At 46.3% G+C, this 23,029-nt stretch carries 17 protein-coding genes and 1 riboswitch; of the genes, 13 read left to right on the plus strand and 4 right to left on the minus strand.

Annotated features, from left to right (window positions below; genetic code table 11):
• Positions 1-23: 23 nt before the first annotated feature.
• The gene (locus Ga0451573_RS17845) at positions 24-347 is read left to right on the plus strand and encodes a putative Se/S carrier protein (protein ID WP_231685520.1); all 324 of its coding nucleotides are present in this window, start codon (positions 24-26) and stop codon (positions 345-347) included.
• 87 nt (positions 348-434) lie between these two features.
• Here the strand turns inward: Ga0451573_RS17845 and Ga0451573_RS17850 are convergent, their stop codons facing one another.
• Positions 435-770, minus strand: a complete 336-nt coding sequence (locus Ga0451573_RS17850; protein ID WP_231685521.1) for a carbohydrate-binding protein — start codon at positions 768-770, stop codon at positions 435-437.
• Positions 771-993: 223 nt separating this feature from the next.
• Between Ga0451573_RS17850 and gatC the strand changes: the two genes are divergently transcribed.
• The 10 genes from gatC to Ga0451573_RS17900 all read left to right on the plus strand — a co-directional run bounded on the left by gatC (position 994) and on the right by Ga0451573_RS17900 (position 14,419).
• Entirely contained in the window at positions 994-1,275 is a 282-nt protein-coding gene (gatC, locus tag Ga0451573_RS17855) for an Asp-tRNA(Asn)/Glu-tRNA(Gln) amidotransferase subunit GatC (protein ID WP_231685522.1), read from the plus strand.
• A 23-nt stretch (positions 1,276-1,298) separates the two neighbouring features.
• Positions 1,299-2,756 (plus strand): Asp-tRNA(Asn)/Glu-tRNA(Gln) amidotransferase subunit GatA, encoded by a 1,458-nt coding sequence (gene gatA / locus Ga0451573_RS17860; protein ID WP_231685523.1) that lies wholly within the window; start codon positions 1,299-1,301, stop codon positions 2,754-2,756.
• Between the two features lie 46 nt (positions 2,757-2,802).
• On the plus strand, positions 2,803-4,251 hold the full coding sequence (gene gatB / locus Ga0451573_RS17865; RefSeq protein ID WP_231685524.1) for an Asp-tRNA(Asn)/Glu-tRNA(Gln) amidotransferase subunit GatB: 1,449 nt from the start codon (positions 2,803-2,805) through the stop codon (positions 4,249-4,251).
• 357 nt (positions 4,252-4,608) lie between these two features.
• On the plus strand, positions 4,609-5,628 hold the full coding sequence (locus Ga0451573_RS17870; protein ID WP_231685525.1) for a S1 family peptidase: 1,020 nt from the start codon (positions 4,609-4,611) through the stop codon (positions 5,626-5,628).
• A gap of 209 nt (positions 5,629-5,837) precedes the next feature.
• Positions 5,838-6,971, plus strand: a complete 1,134-nt coding sequence (gene nifV / locus Ga0451573_RS17875) for a homocitrate synthase (RefSeq protein WP_231685526.1) — start codon at positions 5,838-5,840, stop codon at positions 6,969-6,971.
• Positions 6,972-7,086: 115 nt separating this feature from the next.
• On the plus strand, positions 7,087-8,382 hold the full coding sequence (gene icd, locus Ga0451573_RS17880; protein ID WP_435052300.1) for an NADP-dependent isocitrate dehydrogenase: 1,296 nt from the start codon (positions 7,087-7,089) through the stop codon (positions 8,380-8,382).
• 73 nt (positions 8,383-8,455) lie between these two features.
• A riboswitch (cyclic di-GMP riboswitch) is annotated at positions 8,456-8,545 on the plus strand.
• Positions 8,546-8,685: 140 nt separating this feature from the next.
• Positions 8,686-9,657, plus strand: a complete 972-nt coding sequence (locus Ga0451573_RS17885) for a tetratricopeptide repeat protein (RefSeq protein ID WP_231685527.1) — start codon at positions 8,686-8,688, stop codon at positions 9,655-9,657.
• Between the two features lie 82 nt (positions 9,658-9,739).
• Positions 9,740-10,102: a carbohydrate-binding protein gene (locus Ga0451573_RS17890; RefSeq protein WP_231685528.1), complete on the plus strand. Its 363-nt coding sequence runs from the start codon at positions 9,740-9,742 to the stop codon at positions 10,100-10,102.
• A 517-nt stretch (positions 10,103-10,619) separates the two neighbouring features.
• Complete coding sequence (locus tag Ga0451573_RS17895; RefSeq protein ID WP_231685529.1) at positions 10,620-11,885, plus strand: glycosyltransferase family 4 protein; 1,266 nt, start codon at positions 10,620-10,622, stop codon at positions 11,883-11,885.
• Between the two features lie 14 nt (positions 11,886-11,899).
• Complete coding sequence (locus Ga0451573_RS17900; protein ID WP_231685530.1) at positions 11,900-14,419, plus strand: sugar phosphate nucleotidyltransferase; 2,520 nt, start codon at positions 11,900-11,902, stop codon at positions 14,417-14,419.
• Between the two features lie 153 nt (positions 14,420-14,572).
• Here Ga0451573_RS17900 and Ga0451573_RS17905 read toward each other — a convergent pair whose 3' ends face one another.
• The 3 genes from Ga0451573_RS17905 to Ga0451573_RS17915 all read right to left on the minus strand — a co-directional run bounded on the left by Ga0451573_RS17905 (position 14,573) and on the right by Ga0451573_RS17915 (position 20,023).
• On the minus strand, positions 14,573-17,236 hold the full coding sequence (locus Ga0451573_RS17905) for an S-layer homology domain-containing protein (RefSeq protein ID WP_231685531.1): 2,664 nt from the start codon (positions 17,234-17,236) through the stop codon (positions 14,573-14,575).
• Positions 17,237-17,650: 414 nt separating this feature from the next.
• Positions 17,651-19,270: a glycoside hydrolase family 57 protein gene (locus tag Ga0451573_RS17910; protein WP_231685532.1), complete on the minus strand. Its 1,620-nt coding sequence runs from the start codon at positions 19,268-19,270 to the stop codon at positions 17,651-17,653.
• 45 nt (positions 19,271-19,315) lie between these two features.
• Positions 19,316-20,023 (minus strand): DUF4912 domain-containing protein, encoded by a 708-nt coding sequence (locus Ga0451573_RS17915; protein WP_231685533.1) that lies wholly within the window; start codon positions 20,021-20,023, stop codon positions 19,316-19,318.
• A 176-nt stretch (positions 20,024-20,199) separates the two neighbouring features.
• Between Ga0451573_RS17915 and Ga0451573_RS17920 the strand changes: the two genes are divergently transcribed.
• On the plus strand, positions 20,200-22,173 hold the full coding sequence (locus tag Ga0451573_RS17920) for a glycoside hydrolase family 15 protein (RefSeq protein WP_231685534.1): 1,974 nt from the start codon (positions 20,200-20,202) through the stop codon (positions 22,171-22,173).
• Positions 22,174-22,280: 107 nt separating this feature from the next.
• Positions 22,281-23,012, plus strand: a complete 732-nt coding sequence (locus tag Ga0451573_RS17925) for a CPBP family intramembrane glutamic endopeptidase (protein WP_231685535.1) — start codon at positions 22,281-22,283, stop codon at positions 23,010-23,012.
• Positions 23,013-23,029: the final 17 nt, after the last annotated feature.

Below are 23,029 nucleotides of genomic sequence, written 5' to 3' on the forward strand. Positions count from 1 at the left end.
TAAGATTTGCGGGGTGAATTAATTTGGTACATAATCCAACCAAGAGGTCAGACCATAACAAAGTACTGTCAATAGGGGACCTGATTAAAATGGATGACTATTGTGCCATTATATTCCCCAATACCCATAGTGCGCTGCAGGCCGAAAAAACACTTCAGGAGACCGGGAAAATCCCTTTTGTGATTATGCCGGTGCCCAGAATAATTTCTTCCAGCTGTGGTCTGTCGATCAAGATTCCTCCGGATAGCTTGCATGAGTCGGTGGAAATTATGAAGAATTCGGGTACTGCAATTGAAGGGGTTTACAGGATAGACAAAAACAGGAATACAGCGGACAGGTTAATCTAGTAAAAAACACAAGGCAAAAAGGATTTTATAACAGATGAAGGATAACAAATGCTAAAGATTAAGAAGGTTAGGCTGGGCCTAACCTTCTTAATCTTTTATGACATAAGTCCAGTTTTCTCCATTATTGTTGTCCCAGTTACTGGCGCTGTCCTTGAAACAGAAATTCAACTGATCGTCATTCATGTGCAGGACCGGTGATTCCCAACCCCTGTCCGACTTCTTTAGTGGGTGGTCATAGGTTGACTGCCAGCCGCGCCGGGTTCCAAAACCTGCTCTCATAAATACTTGGTCGGCGCCTGATTTTGACAGTAACCCATCATAAATGATTTTAACATTTTTACCGTCGGAAGATGTGGGATCAGCCTTGATATGTGACCAGGAAACGTAGTCGCCTTCACCGTTATGGGATTTTAGATATATCACATTTTCACCTCCAATACAATTTTCAGTCAATAGTGTTCCCATTGGAGGAATAGTTACACTTTGAAAAAAATGGGGCTAATCATTAGTTCAACCAATTTCGCCATTACTTGTAATCAAACTGCTAATCTGATATAATAAAATATCGTGGAACCCTGTAATACCAAGGTTTTAAGGCGGCTGAACTCACGCTGCCGGTCACTATTCCAACAAGGACGGTGAGACTATGCTTACCAAGAAACAGGTTGAACATGTAGCTCTACTGGGCAGGCTGGAATTATCAGATGCTGAAAAGGAAACCTATGCGACCCAGCTGAGCGAGATTCTGGAGTATTTTGAGGCTTTAAATAAACTTGATACAGAGAATATTCCGCCTACAGCCCATGTTCTTCCCCTTAAAAATGTTTTCAGGGAGGACAAGGTGTTTGAGCACCTCGATAATGAAAAAGGCCTGGCAAATGCGCCGGCAAAGGAAGGAAACAGTTTTAAGGTGCCCCGGATTCTATAAAAGCAAGGCAGGAGGGATGCAAGTTGCAGTTCAATGCACTAACCGCACATGAACTTCATGATAAATTAGCCAATAAAGAGATCAGCTCAGTAGAGCTTACTCAGGCTGTTTTTAAGAGGATTGATGAAGTTGAAGAAAAGGTAAGGACTTTGGTTACCCAGACCAGGGACAAAGCCCTGGGGAAAGCCGCTGAAGTTGATGCCAAAATTGGCCGTGGCGAGGTAATCGGCCCATTGGAAGGAATTCCGGTGGTCATCAAAGACAACATGTGTACAGAAGGTATTTTAACCACATGTTCTTCGAAAATGCTCCATAATTTTGTGCCTCCATATGATGCGACTGTTGTCGAAAAATTAAAAGAGGCCGGCGCAATCATAATCGGGAAATCTAACATGGATGAGTTTGCCATGGGTTCCTCAACCGAAAACTCAAGGTTTTTTGCCACCCGCAACCCTTGGGATACAGACCGGGTTCCTGGAGGCTCCAGCGGCGGCAGTGCAGCAGCGGTTGCTGCAGATGAGACCATCTACTCCCTGGGTTCAGATACCGGCGGTTCTATCAGGCAGCCGGCCTCCTTCTGTGGTGTGGTGGGACTTAAGCCCACTTATGGCGCTGTCTCCAGATATGGGTTGATAGCTTTTGCCTCTTCTCTGGACCAGATTGGCCCCTTTGCCAAAGATGTCAGGGATTGTGCCCGGGTATTTGGTACAATTGCCGGACACGACTCTAAGGATTCCACTTCAGCGGAATTTGCCGTACCTGATTACACTTCATTCCTTACCGGTGATGTAAAGGGTTTGAGAGTAGGTATTCCCAAAGAGTACTTTGTTGAAGGTACAGACTCCGGAGTTAAGGAACTGATAAATAATGCCATCAAAAAATTCGAAGAGCTCGGCGCTGTCTGTGAGGAGACCTCACTGCCGCATTCCGAATATGCACTGCCGGTATATTATATCATTGCTCCGGCAGAAGCCAGTTCAAACCTGGCCAGGTATGACGGAGTCAGGTATGGTTACCGGGATGAGTCAGCTGAAGATATTGTGACCATGTTTATGCGGACCAGAAGTGAGGGGTTCGGAACTGAGGTCAAGCGAAGGATTATGCTTGGTACATATGCTCTCAGTTCGGGGTATTATGATGCTTATTACCTCAAAGCGCTGAAAGTGAGGACTCTTATTAAGCAAGACTTTGACAGGGCCTTTGCAAACTTTGATATTCTGATTTCACCTACCGCCCCGACACCGGCATTTAAATTCGGTGAAAAATCAGATGACCCGATGCAGATGTACTTGTCTGACGTATTTACGATTTCCGTGAACCTGGCAGGTATTCCCGGGATAACAATTCCGTGCGGCTTTGTGAACGGGCTTCCTGTAGGGCTGCAGCTCATGGGCAGACCTTTCGGTGAAGGCACCTTATTCAGGGCGGCTTATGCCTTTGAGCAGAATACCGGGTTTCATTTAAGCAGACCTAAACTTTGATTAAGCCTGAATAAAAGATTCCGAGAGACTAATGAGGTGAAGTTATATGGCGACACAGTATGAGATAGTTATCGGCCTGGAGGTTCATTCTGAACTCAAGACAGCTTCAAAGATTTTCTGCTGTTCTTCAACTGAATTCGGAGGGGATCCTAACACACATATCTGTCCTGTTTGTCTGGGACTGCCGGGTGTCCTGCCGGTTACCAATAAAAAGGTTGTTGAATTTGGCATCAAGGCAGGGCTGGCCTTGAATTGCACCATAGCTGAGTACAGCAAATTTGACAGGAAAAACTATTACTATCCGGACCTGCCCAAGAACTATCAAATTTCCCAGTATGACCTGCCCATAGCCGAACATGGGTATCTTGATATTACTGTTGATGGGCAGCAGAAGAGAATTGGTATTACCAGGGTCCATATGGAAGAGGATGCCGGTAAACTGGTCCATGAGGGTGAGACTATGGCTGCATCACGTTATTCACTGGTGGACTATAACAGGACGGGTGTTCCTCTTGTAGAGATTGTTTCTGAGCCAGAAATCAGTTCACCGGAGGAAGCCAGGCTCTATCTGGAGAAAATGAAGGCAATCCTGCAGTATACCGAAGTTTCTGACTGCAAGATGGAAGAAGGGTCCCTAAGGTGTGATGCCAACATCTCGGTCAGACCGGTAGGACAAAAAGAGTTTGGGACAAGGACTGAACTAAAGAACATGAATTCCTTCCGGGCGCTCCAGAAGGCCCTGGAATACGAAGCTGAACGGCAGATTGAAGTGCTTGAGGACGGGGGCAGAGTAATCCAGGAAACAAGAACCTGGGACGAGGCCAGGGGAATTACTCTCTCAATGCGCAGTAAAGAAGAAGCCCATGATTACAGGTATTTTCCCGATCCGGACCTGGTTCCCATGGTGATTTCCCCACAATGGATCGAAGAAATCAGGCAGACACTTCCGGAACTGCCGGATGCCCGCAAAGAGAGATATGCCAGAGATTATGCCTTACCTCTGTATGATGCGGAAGTGATTACGGGCTCTAAGGAACTGTCCGACTACTTTGATGAGGGACTGAAATACACCGCTAATGCCAAGGCCCTGAGCAATTGGGTGATGGGTGAATTGCTGAAATATATCAACACCTCCGGAATGAGTGTGGCCGATTTTGATTTCCCCATACCGCCTGCTAACCTTGCCGAACTGATTGAACTTATTGACAGTGGTGATATCAGCGGAAAGATAGCCAAGGATGTATTTGCAGGCATGCAGGAAAAGGGGGAACGGCCTTCAGTGATAATTGAGGCCAGAGGCTTGAAGCAGATTAGTGATGCAGGCGCCATTGCGGCTGTTATAGATGAGGTTATTGCCAAGAACCCACAGTCGGTAGAAGATTTTAGAAACGGAAAAGACAAGGCCATTGGTTTCCTGGTAGGTCAGGTAATGAAGGCAACCAAAGGCCAGGCAAATCCGGGTGTGGTTAATCAACTGCTTAGGGATAAAATGTAGTAATAGGGTGGCTTGTGTTGCTCTCCCCTTTCTTGCCGAACTGGGAAAAAGAGCATTCACACTGCCCTTTTTTTTCTTTGCAAAGGAAGTCACATTGATGACAAAAGGACTCGCTGGAATAATTTTTGGTGGCCGGACAGCGGTCAACGCCAAACCTGACAAAAGTACTCCGCATTCAGAACCTTACCTCCTTATACCTTTTGGTAACATTATTATACAGTTAGATGAATTTTATGCCCGCTCTTTTGCCACCGCCTGAAGGCGGTTTTACTTTTTTCTTCCTTCTAATTCCCCAAAAAACCTGTTCTGCATATAATGTATTGAATTTCAGGTTAAGAGTAGAGAGGAGGAAATTGTGTGGAAAAGATTCGTTCCGCTCTTGACAAGCATCGGAACAAGCTGCTGGCAATGAAAAATGTGGTAGGAGTGGGAGTCGGATATAAGGAAACTGTTCGCGCCTCAACGGGTGAGCCTAAGCAGGGTATTGTAGTCCTGGTAAGGCATAAGTTCCCCGAAAATGAGCTTGAGGCTCAGCACATTGTACCCAAAGATATTGATGGGGTTGTTACAGATGTAATTGAGGTTGGTGATATCCGTCTTCTGGGCGCTATTGACCGCACCAAAAGAGGCGGTCCGGCCCAGCCGGGAATGAGCATCGGCCATTACAAAATTACTGCCGGCACTTTTGGCGCTGTTGTTAAAGATCGGAAAACAAGAGAACTGCTGATACTTTCCAATAACCATGTTTTGGCCAATTCAAGTAACGGCAGGGATAACCGGGCTAAGATCGGAGACCCGATACTTCTCCCCGGGCCCCATGACGGAGGGCTGATGGATAAGGACTTGATTGGCCGGCTGCATCGGTTTCAGCCGGTAGATAAGACGCTTAACCAATCGTCTTGCCCTAAGGCCGCGGCTGCTGAGTTCTGGGCAAATGTGGCATGCCGGTTTATGGCGCCGCATTATGTAGTCAAGTTTTTGCGCGAATCAAGTACCGGGAATACTATAGATGCTGCATTAGCTAAACCGGAAAACCCGAAAAAGCTTAATGCTGAGCTTCTAGAGATAGGCAAAATAACAGGTGTGGCGGAAGCTGAACCCGGTATGACTATCATAAAAAGCGGTCGCACAACAGGAGTAACCAAGGGGACAGTAAAGGTTGTCAATGCAACTGTATCAGTTGAAATGGGAGACGGTACAGAGGCGGAGTTTCACGACCAGATACTGGCCAGTGAGATGTCACAGGGAGGAGACAGCGGCGCATTGGGAGTTGATGATAAGCGCCGGGCGGTTGGACTTTTGTTCGCCGGCTCAGATAAAGTGACAGTATTTAACAAAATACAAAATGTGATGGATAAAATGGATATAACTTTTTAAGAAATTGTATATATTGGTTCCTGGCAAAAGGGGCCAATTTTTTTATTTAAAAGAGTGACTCGGCATAAAATGCTGATGCGGCAGATTTTTTACTTCTCAATTAATGCCTTTCATGGTAAAATATTAACAAATGGCTCTCTTAAAAAAGGACCAATACATAAAATTATGGGCTGCAGCTAAACAGACAGCGAAAGAAGAGGTGGAAACATGTGGCGGAGCAGAATATCAGGATAGTTGATACGACACTGCGCGATGGAGAACAAACTGCCGGTGTGGTATTTGCAAACAAGGAAAAAATAAGAATAGCCAAGTTTCTGGATGAAATCGGGGTCCACCAGATTGAAGCCGGGGTACCGGTAATGGGCGGGGATGAAAAAAAGGTTATCACGGATATCGCCAAACTCGGTCTTAAGGCAAGCATTATGGGCTGGAACAGGGCGGTCATTTCAGATATTGAGCACAGTATAGACTGCGGTGTAGATGCAGTGGCAATATCGATTTCGACATCAGACATACATATCCAGCATAAACTTCAGACAACTCGGGAGCGGGTCCTGGAAAATATGATCCAGGCAACAAAGTTTGCAAAAAAGGCAGGGCTGTATATTTCGGTTAACGCTGAAGATGCTTCCCGGACCGACATGGATTTTCTGATTCGTTTTGCCGCCGAAGCCAAAAAGGCAGGAGCGGATAGGCTTCGCTATTGTGATACCATCGGGATTCTTGACCCTTTCATCACATATGACCGGGTTAAAACCCTGATAGAGAGCACGAACCTGGAAGTAGAAATGCATACCCACAATGATTTTGGCATGGCGACAGCCAATACCTTGGCCGGCATTAAGGCAGGAGCCACACATGCCGGGGTTACGGTATTGGGACTGGGTGAGCGGGCGGGCAATGCCGCACTTGAAGAAGTCGTCATGGCCTTAAAGCATATAGGTGGAATTGACCTGGGCTTCAAGACCGAGATGTTCCGGACGGTAGCCGAATATGTCTCTCTGGCTTCAGGACGGGAACTTCCTGCCTGGAAGGCTATAGTGGGTTCGAACATGTTTGCCCATGAATCGGGGATACATGCAGATGGGGCCATCAAAAACCCCTTGACTTATGAGGTTTTTGCGCCGGAGGACGTAGGTCTGGAAAGACAGATTATCATAGGAAAGCACTCAGGTACCAAGTCCCTGATAGTGAAATTCGCTGAATATGGGATTCATCTTACCAAAGAAGAGGCCAATGAACTGCTGCGAAGGGTTCGTTCTACTGCAGTTGACCTTAAAAGGTCGCTGTTTGATAAAGAGCTGATATATATCTATGAGGATGTGTATGGTTCCCAGGTGTAAAGAGATGCCTCCATTGAGGCGTCTTCTTTTTTAGTGGAAATAATCAGCAATATAGGGTAAAATGTTTAAAGGGTCAATTACCCGTTTACAGACAAAGATGAAGAGGTGAGAGGTTGTGGCATTATTCAGTAATTATGACATGCCAAAAGAAGGAGAAAAAATTATTTTTCAGAACGGCTGCTTAACTGTTCCTGACTATCCCATAATTCCATTTATTGAAGGGGACGGGACAGGTCCGGATATTTGGGCTGCGGCATCAAGGGTGCTTGATGCTGCGGTGGACAAGGCATATGGAGGCCAAAAGAGAATCGCGTGGTTTGAGGTGCTTGCCGGGGAAAAAGCGTTTCACCAAACGGGTGAATGGCTGCCGGATGACACCCTGACTGCAATCAGGGAGTATATTGTTGCCATCAAAGGACCACTGACGACTCCGGTTGGGGGAGGGATACGTTCCCTTAACGTTGCTCTGAGACAAGGACTCGACCTATACGTATGCCTTAGGCCGGTAAGGTACTATAACGGGGTTCCTTCTCCGGTGAAAAATCCCGAGCTTGTGGATATGGTTATCTTCCGTGAAAATGCAGAAGATATTTATGCCGGTGTTGAATGGGCTGAAGGTAGTGATGAAGTCAAGAAGGTAATTCGTTTTCTTACGGAAGAAATGGGAGTGAAAAAAATCCGGTTCCCGGAAACCTCAGGAATTGGCATCAAGCCTGTTTCCAAAGAAGGTACAGCACGGCTGGTGAGGGCCGGTCTCGAATATGCCATAAAGCACAATCGTAAGAGCCTGACCCTGGTACATAAGGGCAATATTATGAAGTTTACCGAAGGGGCATTCAAGAACTGGGGCTATGAGGTTGCGGAAAAAGAGTTTGGTGACCGGGTATTTACCTGGACCCAATATGATAGAATCAGCGCTGAACAGGGCAAAGAAGCTGCCGACAGGGCTCAGAGCGAAGCTGAAAAAGACGGCAGGGTTATTGTCAAGGATGTTATTGCTGATGCCTTCCTGCAGCAGATATTGACAAGGGCGGCAGAGTATGATGTCATTGCCACATTGAACCTTAACGGCGACTACATTTCCGATGCTCTGGCAGCACAGGTGGGAGGCATCGGTATTGCCCCGGGGGCAAATATAAATTACATGACGGGTCATGCGGTATTTGAAGCAACCCATGGCACAGCCCCTAAATATGCCGGTCTTGACAAGGTCAATCCGGGTTCTCTGCTGCTTTCGGGGGTTCTGATGCTGGAATACATGGGGTGGCAGGAGGCTGCAGACCTCATCTACAGATCAGTGGAAAAAACTATTGAAAGCAAGGTCGTCACCTATGATTTTGCCAGGTTGATGGATGGGGCAGTTGAAGTAAAGTGCTCTGAATTCGGTGATGAGCTGATAAAGAATCTGTAATTTTAGGAGAAATGTTTTGAAAACACTAATGTTAGCCTAAATATTTGACGATATATTTAATAACAGAATTTTAAAACCGACAGGGCAAACCCTTCGCAAGACGGGGACGCAAAGCCACGGGTCCTATAAGGTATGTTTATTAAAGGACAGCCGGGTTACCGAAGTTTAACGGTTTACAAGCAAACCAGTCTTTCTTCGGTCTTTTTCCGAGAAGACTGGTCTCCTTATTTTTAGGACGAGTTTTTGCCAAAAACCCTGAAGGGCTGCCGGAGAAATTAAAAGATCGAGGGAGGGTACTTTTTAATGACAAGGAAACCATTTGTCTTGGGTCTGGTATTGTTGACATCTCTTGTATTTGTCAGTGGCTGTTCTTTTAACCTGTCCAAATTGAGTTCCATACTTCCTTCCCGGGAAAAGCCGGAAACTGTCTCGGACAAAGTCTATCAAAACAAGTCTGCAGTTAAGGCCCCTGCCAAGTCCCGGGAAGCGCTGCAAAAAGAATTGGATAGCGAAATCAATCTGGTGGTTGACCAGATTATGGCCGGTAGATGGAATGAGGCTATTAACCTGGGTGAAGCAGCTTATGAAATGGTTCAGAAGGAGCATAAGGGCAACGCGGATTCTGTGAACAGTGCAGTATATGATGCCTACGGTTACGATGCTGCCAAAGAAAAATTGTATGAGGTATTGAGTGCAGCATATGATTTTAAATATCACCTTGAGGGACTAAACAATACTGAAAAAGAAAGATATGTCAGAACCGCAAAAGCCCATTTTGATATCGATCCTTCAGATCCTTTCAAGAAACTGGCGCTGGCAAAGGCACAAATTGATACAGGTGACATGAATCAAGGTCTCGGGCTTCTTGGGGAACTTTATAATTCCCAGTTTAGAGACAAGGATATCACCGAATCTTACGCCTGGGCGCTCTATCTTTCAGGCAGAAAAGATGAGGCCTACAATATATACCGGGCCTTTTATCCCCAGTCAGAGACACTGATTCAGCTTTTTCACAGCGCTCAGGTAATAGAGGAAAAAGACAAGGCCCTGGGACTGAATCTTTATAATGGCGTTACAGGAGCGGCAAATAACCTTATGGTAAAAGACCCTAATGTCAACAATATGAGCGCTCAGACCTACATAGACCAAGTGCGGACTGGATCCCGGAATGCATCTGAAAGGCTCTTGGCAGGAGGGTTCAAGCTCAACTCCCAATACAACCTTCAAAAGATTGACCCGATTGTAAAATCAATCGTGAAGCTTTCGGGTGAATAATCTTAGCTGTATTATTTACCACATATAAAAACCCCCTGGTATATGAATACTAATTACAGAAAAATATTAGGGGGGAAATTTGATGGACCATTTAGATTATGACCATGTGAGCCATAGCAGTTCCGATGGCATGCATGACGTTAGCGGTGTCAATGTTTATCCCACTCCCATCACCCTTGGAGAGCACGTTAATATTATATATGATGGCCTCCTGTCAAGATCCGGAGCACAGGATGTTTATCTACATGCCGGTTTTGGGTTTCACGATCAGTGGCATGGGATAAAAGACCTGAAAATGCTACGCACCGGGCGCGGCTGGGAACAAACCCTGCATGCCGATGATGCTACCAGATTAAACTTCTGTTTTAAGGATGGGGCGGAGCACTGGGATAATAACTGGGGTCATAACTGGAGTTTTGAGATTCATGACGGGAAGCAGTATTAGGGCTGTAATTTTTGGAGCTATTTAACGGCAATGTAAATAGGGGCAGATGTGTTCTTACGGCGGGCCCCCAATCCGTTACCGAAACCCCGGGCTTTTAAAAAGGCCGGGGTTTCGACGGATTGGGGGGGCCCCCGACATCTCAACCGGTTACCCAAACCCACTAAAGCGGGTTTGGACCGGTTGACGACAGACACCGCCTTTCAGAACACATCTGCCCCTATCTTAATAAGCTGCTAAACAGCTCCAAAAAACAGCCCTGGCATACTGCCAGATATAGAGAAGCGGGTATTTCGCCGAAGCCTGTTTTTAAGGTGGTTAGGTGATGAAAATCATAACCGGCAGGTAATCTCCCAAGTTACTCGGGAAATTACCTGCCTTAATTTTACTAATTTGGTGGCGTATTGTACGAGAATTTCTGCGGTAGTGCGAAAAATCTATACTATACGTCACCATAGAGAATAAAGGATTTACTCCTAAGGTAAAATAAGCTGGAGAGGAAATAAGGAGGAGTTCAAAGATGAAGGTACTGATGTTATCCTGGGAGTACCCTCCCAAAAACGTTGGGGGATTGGCCCAGCATGTGTATCACCTGTCCAAGGCTCTTGCCAGGCATGGGGCGGAGGTTCATGTTATTACAATCGGCGCGGATGATGCTGTGCCCTATGAGGAAAATGAAGGTGTCCGGGTACACCGGATTTATCCTTACAGCATCTCAGCCCCAGATTTCAGGACATGGATACTGCACCTTAATTTTTCGATGCTTGAATATGCAGTAACTCTGCTTAACACCATCAAGGGTGTTGATATCATTCATGCCCATGACTGGCTGGCTGCATTTGCGGGGCGGGCGCTGAAGCATTCATTCCGAGTGCCCCTGGTGGCTACAATTCATGCAACGGAATTTGGGCGCAACAATGGACTGCACAATGAGAACCAGAGGTATATCAGTGATGTCGAGTGGTATCTCACTTTTGAAGCCTGGAAAGTAATAGTCTGCAGTACTTATATGCATAGGGAACTGAAGGGTTTTTTCCAGCTTCCTGAGGACAAGCTGAGGATCATACCAAATGGTGTTACTATTGAGGATTTTGAGACTGGTTCTGATTACCGTCACAAGGGCACAGAAAAATATATTTTCTTTATTGGCAGACTGGTTCGGGAAAAAGGGGTACAGGTGCTAATTGAGGCTGCACCCAAGATACTGTCATACTTTCCTGAGGCCAGATTTGTCGTGGCCGGTACCGGCCCCTATGAAGAGCACCTGCGCAGTATGGTGCGGGAAAAGCGGCTCGGACACCGCTTTTATTTTGCCGGTTATGTGGATGATGCTACCAGAAACCGCTGGTTTGCTCAGAGCAGTGCCGCTGTATTTCCCAGCCTGTATGAGCCCTTCGGTATAGTTGCTCTGGAAGGGATGGCAGCGAAGACACCGGTGGTAGTCTCTGACACCGGAGGGCTGAGTGAAATAGTGGAACACGGTCGGGATGGGATGAAATGTTATGTGGGTTCCGCCAATTCACTGGCAGATAACATCATGGCAGTACTTGGGGATGCGGCGCTGGCAAACCGTCTGCGTAAAAACGGTTACGAAAAGGCCAGAAATAAATATAGTTGGTTTTCGGTTGCCGGCCAGACCCTGGAAGTTTATGAAGCAGTAATCACTCAGTCCAAAAGGGCGGATTGGCATACTGATACCTGGAGGGCAGCAGATCCTCTCTCGGCTCTTTATGAAAAAGTAAAAAGCCTTGGCAGGGCAAATGTTCCCGGGCAGAGAGTCCACTGAAAGGAGAAGATACCTTGGTACAGTCAATTATTATGGCCGGTGGAGAAGGTTCACGCCTTCGGCCGCTGACCTGTAACCGGCCCAAGCCGATGGTGCCGATGCTTAACAGGCCGGTAATGGAATATACGGTGGAGCTTCTGAAACGGCATGGAATTAATGAAATTGGTGTCACTCTTCAGTATATGCCGCAGGAAATACAGAACTATTTTGGTGACGGGTCCGGTTTTGGAGTCAGCATGGAATATTTTATCGAAAACACCCCTTTGGGCACCGCAGGCAGTGTCAAAAACGCTAAGGGGTTCCTGAGGGATACCTTTATTGTTGTCAGTGGAGATGCTCTGACTGATTTTGATCTGACAGAGGCCATCCGATTCCACCGCGAAAAGGGGGCTCTGGCTACAATTGTACTTACCCCTGTGGAGATTCCCCTTGAATATGGCGTTGTGATTACGGAGAATTCGGGAGCCATCAGGCAGTTCCTGGAGAAACCGGGTTGGGGAGAGGTTTTCAGTGATACTGTAAATACCGGGATATACATTTTGGAGCCGGAAGTTTTAAAATATATTCCGGAAGATACCAAATTTGATTTCAGTAAAGACCTTTTCCCCTTCCTGCTAAGGGAGAATATGCCTCTCTTTGGGGTAAATCTGAGAGGATACTGGTGTGATATCGGTAGCCTGAAACAGTATCAGGAAGCCCATTTTGCAGCTATGGAAGGCAAGGTTAATCTTGAGGTCAGGACGGCTTCCGCGGGTAACGGTATATATACCGGTGAAAACTGTCGGATCGACCCGGCTGCCATTATAAAGGCTCCGGTTATTATTGGCGCTGACTGTCATATTGGTCCGGGAGCGGTAGTTGGTCCACATGTGGTAGTAGGCAACGGCTGCAGGGTGGATAATAATGCTTCGATAAAACGGGCAGTGGTCTGGAACGGTTCACATGTTGGCAAACAGGCCGAAATAAGGGGCGCTGTCATCTGTGGCCGGGTCACAATAAAGGATGGGGCAGCGGTATTTGAGGGTGCAGTTATTGGTGAAGAGAGTATCATCGAAGAAAATGCGCGGGTTAAACCCAACACCAATATCTGGCCACACAAGCTGGTGGAAAAGGGTACGGTTGTTGATACCCATCTAGTGTGGGGGACAAAGGCCTGCCGTAATCTCTTCGGAACTGACGGTGTCTCCGGAAAAGTGAATACTAACCTTACCGCAGAGTGTGCCGCCAAACTGGGGGCTGTTTACGGCACTATTGCCGGTTCCGGGGCTACTGTATTGGTAAGCAGTGATTACCACCGGAGCACCAAAATGATTAAGAGCGCTATTATCGCGGGTCTGATGTCAGTTGGGGTAATGGTGACAGATGGCGGAACTCTGGTAACTCCGGTACACAGGCATGCTGTTCGGGCTGTTGCAGCCAAAGGGGGGATTCACGTAAAATCATCGGCTGCCGACCCGGAGACAATAAACATCAATTTCTTTACCGCAAACGGGGCCATGATTTCCAGAGATATGGAACGAAAAATTGAGAACCAGTTTGAAAGGGACGATTTCCAACGCAAAACCAAACACCAGGTGGGTGTTGCAACATATATGCCCGGACTCACCGAATCATATATCCGCAGTTTGTTGGATATGGTTTGCAGGGATGATATCAGGAAAGAACAGTACCGGATAGCTGCTATCCTGCCAGGAGACAGCCTGCAGTCTATTGCTCCCTGTGTTTTTGGGGAATTGGGCTGTGAATTAGTCAATTTTGCACCGGGGACAGGCCACATCATGGAGAACAGCCCTGAAATAGCTGGTGGCAGACCTGATGGGTATGCTGAGTTTGAGCAGATGATGACTGTTGCTGAGAAAATTGCGCCTGAACTGGCAGGGACAGGTGCGGATATGGGGGTTGTATTTGACAGTAATGCCGAACATGTCATTTTAATAGATGGGTCCGGACGGATTCTGGATGAACCGCTCTTTACAGCACTGATGTCAGCAGTTATCCTGGATTCATCCCGGGATCCGGTGGTAGCAGTTCCGGTAACAGGGAGCCGGGTGGTGGAATCCCTGGCAGAAATCAGAAATGGCAAAGTTATCAGGACGAAAACCTCACCTGTGGTATTTATGCACGAAACCATGAAGCCTGAGCTCATCGCAGCCCAGGGGCAGTTTAACCAGTCTGTAGTTACCTTTGATGCCATCTCAACAGTTGTCCGGATTATGGATTACATGGCTGCCAGGGACACTGATCTTGTTGACATAATTGCGGCACTGCCTGAGATAAATATGATTAAAAAGGAGACGGACTGCCCGTGGACTGCCAAAGGCAGGGTAATGAGAAAACTGATTGAGGAAAGCAGTGGTCAGGAAGTGGAACTGCTGGATGGAGTAAAGGTTTACCATGACAACGGGTGGGCGCTGGTACTTCCCGATGCCGAAGAACCCAGGTATCACGTTTATTCCGAGGGATACTCTTACGAATTTGCCGAAAGCCTGGCTGACTTTTATATTGACAGGATTAATCAGTTGAAAAACAGTTAAAATGTAACATGGAAATGGGCAGATGAGTTCTTCCGGCGGGCAACGCCTCCGCCTTCCATAACACATCTACCCATTTCTTAATAACATTTTTAAGTCTCAAAAACAATGCAAGACTTTATCAACAGTCTGACGCCGTTTATCAGCCCCTTTACACTACTTCTTCTCCAATTCATATGCGGTATTATTCAGGACGTACAGGTCAACTGAATCGTTTTGTGAGAAGTTATCCAGGCTCAGAGAAGCGCTGCCTGAATGGATATATGCATCTGGGCTAAGGTTGTAGGTAGACCAGGTAACGGTATTTTCCGTTACATAAATTTTGGTGCCTGCGTCATTGCGGGACTGGAATTTGCCGCTGCATTTATTCAGTACGGTAAACGTTTTCCCACCATCAATGTTTTCTTTAACCTCGACCCGGTCTCCTGTAGTGAGAGCGGTTACCAGGCTGAATTCCCGATCGTCTTTGACAATTTCACTGTCACTGTCAAAGACAAAGGTTTCTGTTTTCCCTGCAAAGGTACTTAGAGTAACGGATTTTGTGTATGTATTTATTGTAGTAATTTTTCCGAAGGTAACCGGGACAGATTCAACCTTAACCAGCCTGCTGCCCATAAATTCAGCCTTTACCAAATCCCCCTGGCTGAAGTCTTCGGCATCAGGGGAGTTTATTCCCGGGACAGTTAGGGTGACCTGGCTTTCCAAATAAAGATATGAAGAATCACCGTCATCATCTTCTACCTTAAGTTTGTCTGGGTCCTCATAAACCCTGATCACCCGATAATTGAGGGTGGTTTTCACATTGATATCTGCAACCACCTTGCTTTCACTGCTTTCAAACCTTAATTCAACATAATCCCCTTTATCCAGATCATCGAGATCAGGGCTGCTGACGCCCTTAATATTAACATCAATGTCATCTGAGAGGACATATGTCTTGGTTCCGGAACTAATGGTGTTTACAGTAAGCAGGTCACGGTCGGCATCAATAGTGACAACAGTGCCTTCCACAGTATTTTTGGTTTCCAGATAGATTATCTCATCATTGAGAAGCTGTACTTCTACTTTGAGGTTTCGCTCTACATCAGCTATGTCTGAGGTGGTATCATTATCAATATAAAACTCGGCTCTGGAATAAACTTCGTAGATTTCCACATCCCCGTCTTCGGTTTCCAGAGTAATAATCCTATTTGCCGTGTCAACTGCCAGCACTGTTCCTTTGACCGTATCCCTGACATTTCTATTTTGGACGGATATTTTGGTGACTTTTCCGTTCTGGATAGTTAGAGTCACCTGGTCATTAACCAGTACATTAGAGAATAGAGGGTAGTCAAGTCCGGAAATAATGACCTCGGCATCTTCTGCCGCCTCAAATGCCTGCAGTAATCCGTCTGCATTGGAAATGGTAATAATCCGTTTTTCTTCTGACAGCAGAAGTACTTTTCCGGAAACTGTCATCTCCTGCTTGGCTTTCAGCAATTCAATTTCAGTAATAAGATTACCTGTGAAGGCGATTTTCACTTCATCCCCCGGTTCCAGGTCAGTTACTGCCGGAAACCTTATCTGGGGTATTGTAACTATAGTTCCTTCAGAGTACTGGTAGGTATTCAGGATGCCCTGTGAATTTTTAATGATAATCAGCCCGGTTTCAGGATTAACTGAGAAAACAATACCGCTATTGGCTGCGCTCTGACCTGAATTGAGAAGCAATACAGATATTACCGCACCGGAAATATTACAGTTCAAGGTTACATTGTCACCTGTCTTAATATCTGAGAGCCCGCTTAAGGACCCTGTTTGTGCTGTAAAGGACACATAGTCAGCAAGTGTTTTGGTATGTATTTTCAAGGCAGTATCCTGAATTACAATAACGTTTTCGGCGGGCAGGACCTGGAGTACAGAACCGCTTAAGCTGTCCACAACCGCATCTGCTGCCAGTATTTCCACCAGCCTGACAGTCTCACCGTCAACAATGACTTTTACCGGGTCGTTTTCCGAAATACCGTCCCAGTCGGTATAACTGCCGTCATCTTTGAAGACCCAGGTATCGGAGCTAATATTAAAGTCTTCTATAGTGCCGTTTATGGAAAGAGACAGAGTCAGTCCGGATTGTCCGGCAACCCTTGCAGATAAAAATGATTCACTGAGGTCAAGGTACTGCTCGCTTTCGCCCAGCAGTTTGACCATTTCTGCCCTGGTGACATATCGATAAGGCTTAAAGGTGTTGTCCGGATACCCGTTAACCAGTTTATACCTGATGGCTGCACTTATGTAACCCCGGGCCCATTCAGGAATGGCTGCGGCATCACTGACAGCCGGCATTTCCCCAGACATCTGGGAAGCCTCGCTGTCTTTGCCGATAGACCTCACTATCAATTGTGTTACCCAGGATCTGGTGGCACCCGCAGCTGAATTAAAATTATTTTCCGAGGGAATGATAAGCCCTTCCTGTACTGCAAAAAGCATTTCAGCTTTATAGTAGTCGCTAACCCATTGAGGGACCTCCACCGGCAAATCCTGGTCTGTATTAATGGTAGCAAGATGGTCAGTAATCGCCATATTGCGGATTGTCATCAGGATGGCTTCTACCTGGGTGATCGGCTTGTTAGGCTGGAATGTTCCGTCTGTGTAACCGGTAACCACCCCGCGGACATTCATTTTGATTATATTTTTCAATCCCCAGTGGGTGGTATCGACATCTTTAAAGGGAGTGGCTCGCGATGCCGGGTTGGCGAAGGCTGGGACAATTGATATCAGCAGAAACAGCAGGCCGAGTGTGATGATAAAGAGGCGGTTTTTTTTGCAGGGCAGTCTGGACATATATCCATCTCTCCTTTTTAGTAGTATGTCGGCTTGGAAGTATTCCTCATTGGAAACTTATTCCGTGGCAAACATTACTAAATTTCGACGGAGTATGCCTGAATTCCTTTTTTAAACTTATAAGTCTCTTGGAAATTATATCCCCAGGAGACTTAAAAAAGGATGAGGGGAATTCCTCATCTAAGACTGTTGACACAGTCGAGATATTGAACTTTAAAAATGTTATAAGACAGGGGTAGATGTGTTCCGGAGGGCGGAGTCTGTCGTCCGTCCGGCCCGTGACCGCAAAGCGGGAGCGGCTGCCGGAGGAGATGTAGCCCGCCCGAGGAATTCATCTACCCCTGTCCCTTACTACATTTTAATAATTAAAAAATATAGAGTTTGTTAATAAGCTGAGTTGGACCTCATCTTTTATTACAGGTTGACCGCAATGCTGCTTTTGACCGGCCGGTAAGGGAGAAAATGCCTGTAATTAATGTCAGGGAAAATATTATCTTTGTATTCAAGCTCAGCGACCCATGAAGGATTTATCTTATTCCACTTAATATCTTCGTAAAGGCCGGTGAACCTGTGGATATGCTGTTTGGTCCTCTTCTGAGCATAATCGACCATAGTACCTGTTTTCATGATAAATGCCCAGTCACTGCTCTGGGCCAGCAGTACTTCGCGGGCCGCTTGTTTTAGGGCTCTCAGCAGGTCACCTTCAGCTTGGGGGAACATTGATGCCAATTCTGTCATTCTTTCACTGGCCTTGTGCAGATGACGGTAAATCCAGTCATTGCTTCCTTCCAGCCATACTTCGTGGAACCCTTTATACCCCCAGCTTGACGCAGAGGGGACGGTCATCTGGTTGACAGGATATTCATCCAGATAATCACCCGGTGTTGTCAGTTTAACAACATCCTGGTCGCAGGCAATTTTTCTGATGAGATAATTTAGGAACTGCGGGCCCTCAAACCACCAATGCCCAAAAAGCTCGGCATCATAAGGAGATATTATCAGGGGTTTGCGGTCCAGTACACCTGTCAAATATTCTATCTGTTTTTCCCTGTTAAACATAAAATTCCCGGCGTGAAGAGCTGCTTTATGGTTTGCCCGGTATGGGTTATACGGTTCCTTGTAATTGGATTTTCCTGTAATCCGGTAATATTTGATTCCGGTGTTAATCCTTTGCCCATTTGGATGAATATATGGCTTAACGTAGTCGAAACCAAGGTCCCAGCCAATATCACGGTAATATTCCCGGTAGTCAAAATCTCCGGGATAACCTTCATTAACACTCCAGACCTGTTTGGAGGTTTCAGTATCCCTGCCAAAGGCTGCAACTCCGGACGGACAGTAGACAGGTGCATATATGCCGTATTTTGGCTGTGTATCTGCATGCATGATGCCGTGAGTATCGACGAAAAAGTACTTAATTCCAAACTCCTCAAGGATGTGGTCATCCCCAGGGTTGTAGCCGCATTCCGGCAGCCAGATGCCTTTCGGCTTTCTGCCCATGAGCTTTGTGTACAGGTCCACAGCAACACCTACCTGGGCCCGGACACTTTCTTTTTTTACCCCTATCAGGGGGAAATATCCATGGGTGGCTCCACAAGTAATTACCTCCAGGACTCCAAGATCCTGAAACCTTCGGAAGGCATTTAAGAGGTTCCTGTGGTAACGGTCATGGAAAGTCCGGCTGGCCTCAATAAACATGTCTCGATACATTTTAGCCGTCTCGTGAAAATGCGGTTCCCACTTAGTCCGGGCAACTTCCTTTTCAGCAAGCTCTATTAGGTTTGTAATATGTTTTGAATATCTTTGCTGCAGCAGTTCATCAGTAAACATGGACATCAGCGGGGGGGTTATCGACATAGTCAGCCGAAAGTTTACCCCGTCATTTACCAGCGATTCAAAGACGTTAATCAGAGGGATATAGCACTCAGTGACAGCCTCAAAGAACCATCTTTCTTCCAAAAAAAACTCATGTTCGGGATGCCGAACATAAGGCAAGTGTGTGTGCAGCACCAATGCCAGGTATCCTTTGGGCATCAAATCATTCCTTTCATCTTGAGATTACCGGATAATCATATGAAATCACTGGATAAAACTCTTGAATATTTCATATGAACTCATCCCATCCTTGCTTCCAATACGAGCATACAGTTTGCGCTGGTTCCCGGATACCAGCATCCATTCGGGGTCAATCCTGTCTGACAGGGTATTCCTGGGGGTTGAGGTAAAGTTCGACCTTGCAATTGTAACAAAGGTGCCATCATTAAGCACCCGGCCCAGGTCAACACAAAATGTTCGGTTTGGGATACCCACATGGAGATACCAGCAGCCGGCAGAATCATCGACCATAATATCATAAAAACTGTTGGCATTGACGCCGTTGAAATAATCAATGCCGGTAACATCATAAACCCGTAATACAGGCATGGATTCATTCCATCGGGCGCCATAGCTGAACCCGAAGGTGTCGCGCAGCTGTTCACTGATATCCCAATATGCATAGACTGTTTCCGGGTCTCTGGCCATAATGGTTATTTTGTTGTCATCATATCCCCAAGGCAGTTCGGGAACGAAGTCGTGTTCAGAATCCGGTTCGGGTTCAGCTAAAAAATCCAGTCGGGGAAACAGTTCCTCTGCTGTTTCAGGTTCCGGTGTAATTTCCCGGACCGATACCGGTCCAGGAAGCGCTTTATAAGCCATGGGCTTCTTCTTGGACATTAAATAAATACCTCCGCCAAAAATAAGTATGCTGAAAAACAGTATTAACATAAATGCCTCCAAATTATACATGATCCCTCCTCCTTTTCCCCGTCAGGAAGATAGCAGCGAACCCGGTGAGTTTTTATATTTTACCGGGCTTTGTGGAATAATGATTAATGACTTTTTAATGACTTTTTTATTATCTCACAGAAACTGAAATTTATTTAGGCAAAACCAGTAAAAACAAAGGAACGGAGCTGCAGAATATGCCCAGAGATATTGCCATTGGCAATGGTTCTATGTTAATTAACTTTGACCGCGGTCTGAATATGAGAGATTTGTACTATCCGGTTGTCGGCCTGGAAAATCACATCCTGGGGCATCGCAACAGGCTTGGAATATGGGTCGACGGAATTTTTTCATGGGTTGATGATGATATGTGGTCAAGGAAAGCTGGTTATCGGAAAAATAGCTTGGTAACCAATGCAGAGGCTGTTAATAATAATCTCGGAATTTCTCTGGAAATTACTGATGCTGTTCACTATAGGAAGGATTTGTATATAAAGAAGGTTCGCATTACTGATACCACCGGCGAAAAACGTGAGATTCGCCTGTTCTTTACCCATGACCTTTCTATAAACGAGACCGATGTCGGTGATACGGCGATATATGACCCAAGCCGTGATTGTATATGTCACTACAAGCGGAACCGATATTTCCTCATTAATGGAAGAACCGGTGGGCAGGGAATTTACCAGTACGCAATGGGGATTAAGAGGTTTAAGGGCGCCGAAGGAACATGGAAAGATGCCGAGGACGGACTCCTGGAACAGAGTCCGGTGGCTCACGGGTCTGTGGACAGTGTGATTAGTTTCAGGTGCAATCCTAAAGAGGGGGGCACAGTTTCATTAGATTATTGGATTGCTGCCGGAGCAAATATAAAAGAAGTCAGACGGGGTAACAAGTACATTCTGGAAAATGGAGCAGAAAAAATATTTGATGATATTGAAGCATATTGGTCAGCCTGGGTATATAAGAAAGGAAGGGGGTTTGCCGACCTTACCGATGAAGTCAAAGATATGTACCATCGCAGCCTGCTGCTTATAAGAACCCAGACCGATAATGGCGGTGCCATTTTGGCGGCTAACGATTCTGATGTATTGATGTATCATCGGGATCATTACAGTTATATGTGGACCCGTGATGGCGCCCTGGTAGCTTATGCCATGGACAAGGCAGGTTATCCGGAGATTACGGAAAAATTTTATCAGTTATGTGCTGATATCATTACTGAAGGCGGCTACTTCCTCCATAAATACAATGCTGACGGGACCCTCGGCTCCAGCTGGCATCCCTGGTTCCGGGACGGTGAGGTTCAGATTCCGTTGCAGGAGGATGAAACTGCTTTGGTTCTATTTGCATTAGGCCATTATTACAGTGTATATCGCAACCTTGAATTCATCGAGTCCCTGTATCCCCGGCTGATAACCAGGGCAGCCGATTTTCTGGTCTCGTACCGTGACCCGGTGACAAAACTGCCTTTGCCCAGTTTTGATCTTTGGGAGGAACGCAGGGGAATATTCACTTTTACCTCTGCCGCTGTTTACGGAGGGTTAAAGGCTGCTGCTTTTTTTGCGGAAACCCTTAATGACCGGGCGGCTGCAGTGAAGTATGGGCAGGCGGCCTCTGAGGTCAAAAGCGCAATGGAAAAGTACCTTTTCTGTCCTCAGCTCGGACGCTTTCTGAGGGCAGTATATCCCTGCAAAGACGGGACCTTGGAAAAGGATACTACTCTTGACAGCAGTTTATATGGAATATTCGAGTTCGGGGCATTTGCTCCAGAGGATAGCCGGGTTGTGAATACCATGAATGCGGTAATGGAACAGTTGTGGGTAAAAACTGAGGTGGGAGGGATTGCCAGGTACGTTAATGATTACTACTTCAAGAAAAGTGAGGATATTGAAAATGTTCCCGGAAACCCATGGGTGATATGCACTCTCTGGATGGCCGAATGGTTTGCCGATACCGCCAAAGCTTCAGAAGGACTGGCAAAGTGTCGGGATCTTATAAACTGGGCTGTCAGGTATGCTCTGGACAGCGGAGTTTTTGCAGAACAGGTTCATCCGTATACAGGTGAAGACCTGTCAGTGTCACCTCTGACCTGGTCCCACGCCACATTTGTCCTGGCCGTAGAAAAATACCTTGATAAGTGCAGGCAGTTACAAGAACCCCTGAATTAGTATTAGCCAGAGTTAGTATCCAGTAGAAAGCATCTTGCCAGGCAAAGTAAAATCTGTTATTCTTGGCAGGAGAACTTGGAAACTAAGTAAAGTACAGGGGTAATTAAATGGAATCAAAAAATGTTGTTTTACCCCCGCCGTACCCCAAGTGGTCATGGTGGGATCTGGTTCTGGTCCTGGTTATGCTGCTGGCTTTGATACCTGCGGCCGGCTTCCTGAAACACTATATAATGAAGGCCATTGCAGCACTGAAAGCAACCGGAAACAGTCCCCAGACCCTGGCCCTTTTTATGGGCGCTTTTATCCAGGCAGCAGTTATGATTGTGGCCGTAAGTTTGCTCACATGGCGCAGGGGCGGTTCCGGAAAGGATCTTGGTCTGGTCAGTAATGACTTGATGTATAACTTATTTATGGGAGTTGCCGGGGGCGCTGTCCTGGCAGTAGTAATCTGGATTATGGGACTAATAGTATTGTGGATTTTTGGACCTCCGCCTCCCCAGGATATAGAAAAACTGCTGACAGGTGTGAAGTCAGGCGGGGATTTTCTGCTTCCTTTTATTTCAGTTGCAGTGTTGGCGCCCCTGAGTGAAGAAATATATTTCCGCGGTATGGTATTTCCTGTGGTTAGAGCCAGATTCGGTCCGGCGGTCGGAATGCTTCTGTCAGGTTTGTTCTTTGGAGCCCTGCATATGGATATTTACCGGGTGCTCCCCATATCGGCGATGGGCTTTGTATTAGCTTATTTTTATGAAAGAACAGGTTCCCTGGTGGCGCCTATTATAGCCCACAGTGTATGGAATTCAATCATGCTGCTTATTCTGTATATTAGCGGCAGATAGTCTTGTATATTGACAGT

It is taken from the genome of Phosphitispora fastidiosa (genome assembly GCF_019008365.1).
GTDB classification, from domain to species: Bacteria; Bacillota; Thermincolia; order Thermincolales; family UBA2595; genus Phosphitispora; species Phosphitispora fastidiosa.

Bases quoted from the DNA above. Each gene is read 5' to 3' on its own strand.
- Ga0451573_RS17895 (WP_231685529.1), top strand. From the start codon at position 10,620: ATGAAGGTACTGATGTTATCCTGGGAGTACCCTCCCAAAAACGTTGGG.
- Ga0451573_RS17910 (WP_231685532.1), bottom strand. From the start codon at position 19,270: ATGCCCAAAGGATACCTGGCATTGGTGCTGCACACACACTTGCCTTAT.
- gatB (WP_231685524.1), top strand. From the start codon at position 2,803: ATGGCGACACAGTATGAGATAGTTATCGGCCTGGAGGTTCATTCTGAA.
- Ga0451573_RS17915 (WP_231685533.1), bottom strand. From the start codon at position 20,023: ATGTATAATTTGGAGGCATTTATGTTAATACTGTTTTTCAGCATACTT.
- Ga0451573_RS17905 (WP_231685531.1), bottom strand. From the start codon at position 17,236: ATGTCCAGACTGCCCTGCAAAAAAAACCGCCTCTTTATCATCACACTC.
- Ga0451573_RS17920 (WP_231685534.1), top strand. From the start codon at position 20,200: ATGCCCAGAGATATTGCCATTGGCAATGGTTCTATGTTAATTAACTTT.
- gatC (WP_231685522.1), top strand. From the start codon at position 994: ATGCTTACCAAGAAACAGGTTGAACATGTAGCTCTACTGGGCAGGCTG.
- Ga0451573_RS17925 (WP_231685535.1), top strand. From the start codon at position 22,281: ATGGAATCAAAAAATGTTGTTTTACCCCCGCCGTACCCCAAGTGGTCA.
- Ga0451573_RS17885 (WP_231685527.1), top strand. From the start codon at position 8,686: ATGACAAGGAAACCATTTGTCTTGGGTCTGGTATTGTTGACATCTCTT.
- Ga0451573_RS17890 (WP_231685528.1), top strand. From the start codon at position 9,740: ATGGACCATTTAGATTATGACCATGTGAGCCATAGCAGTTCCGATGGC.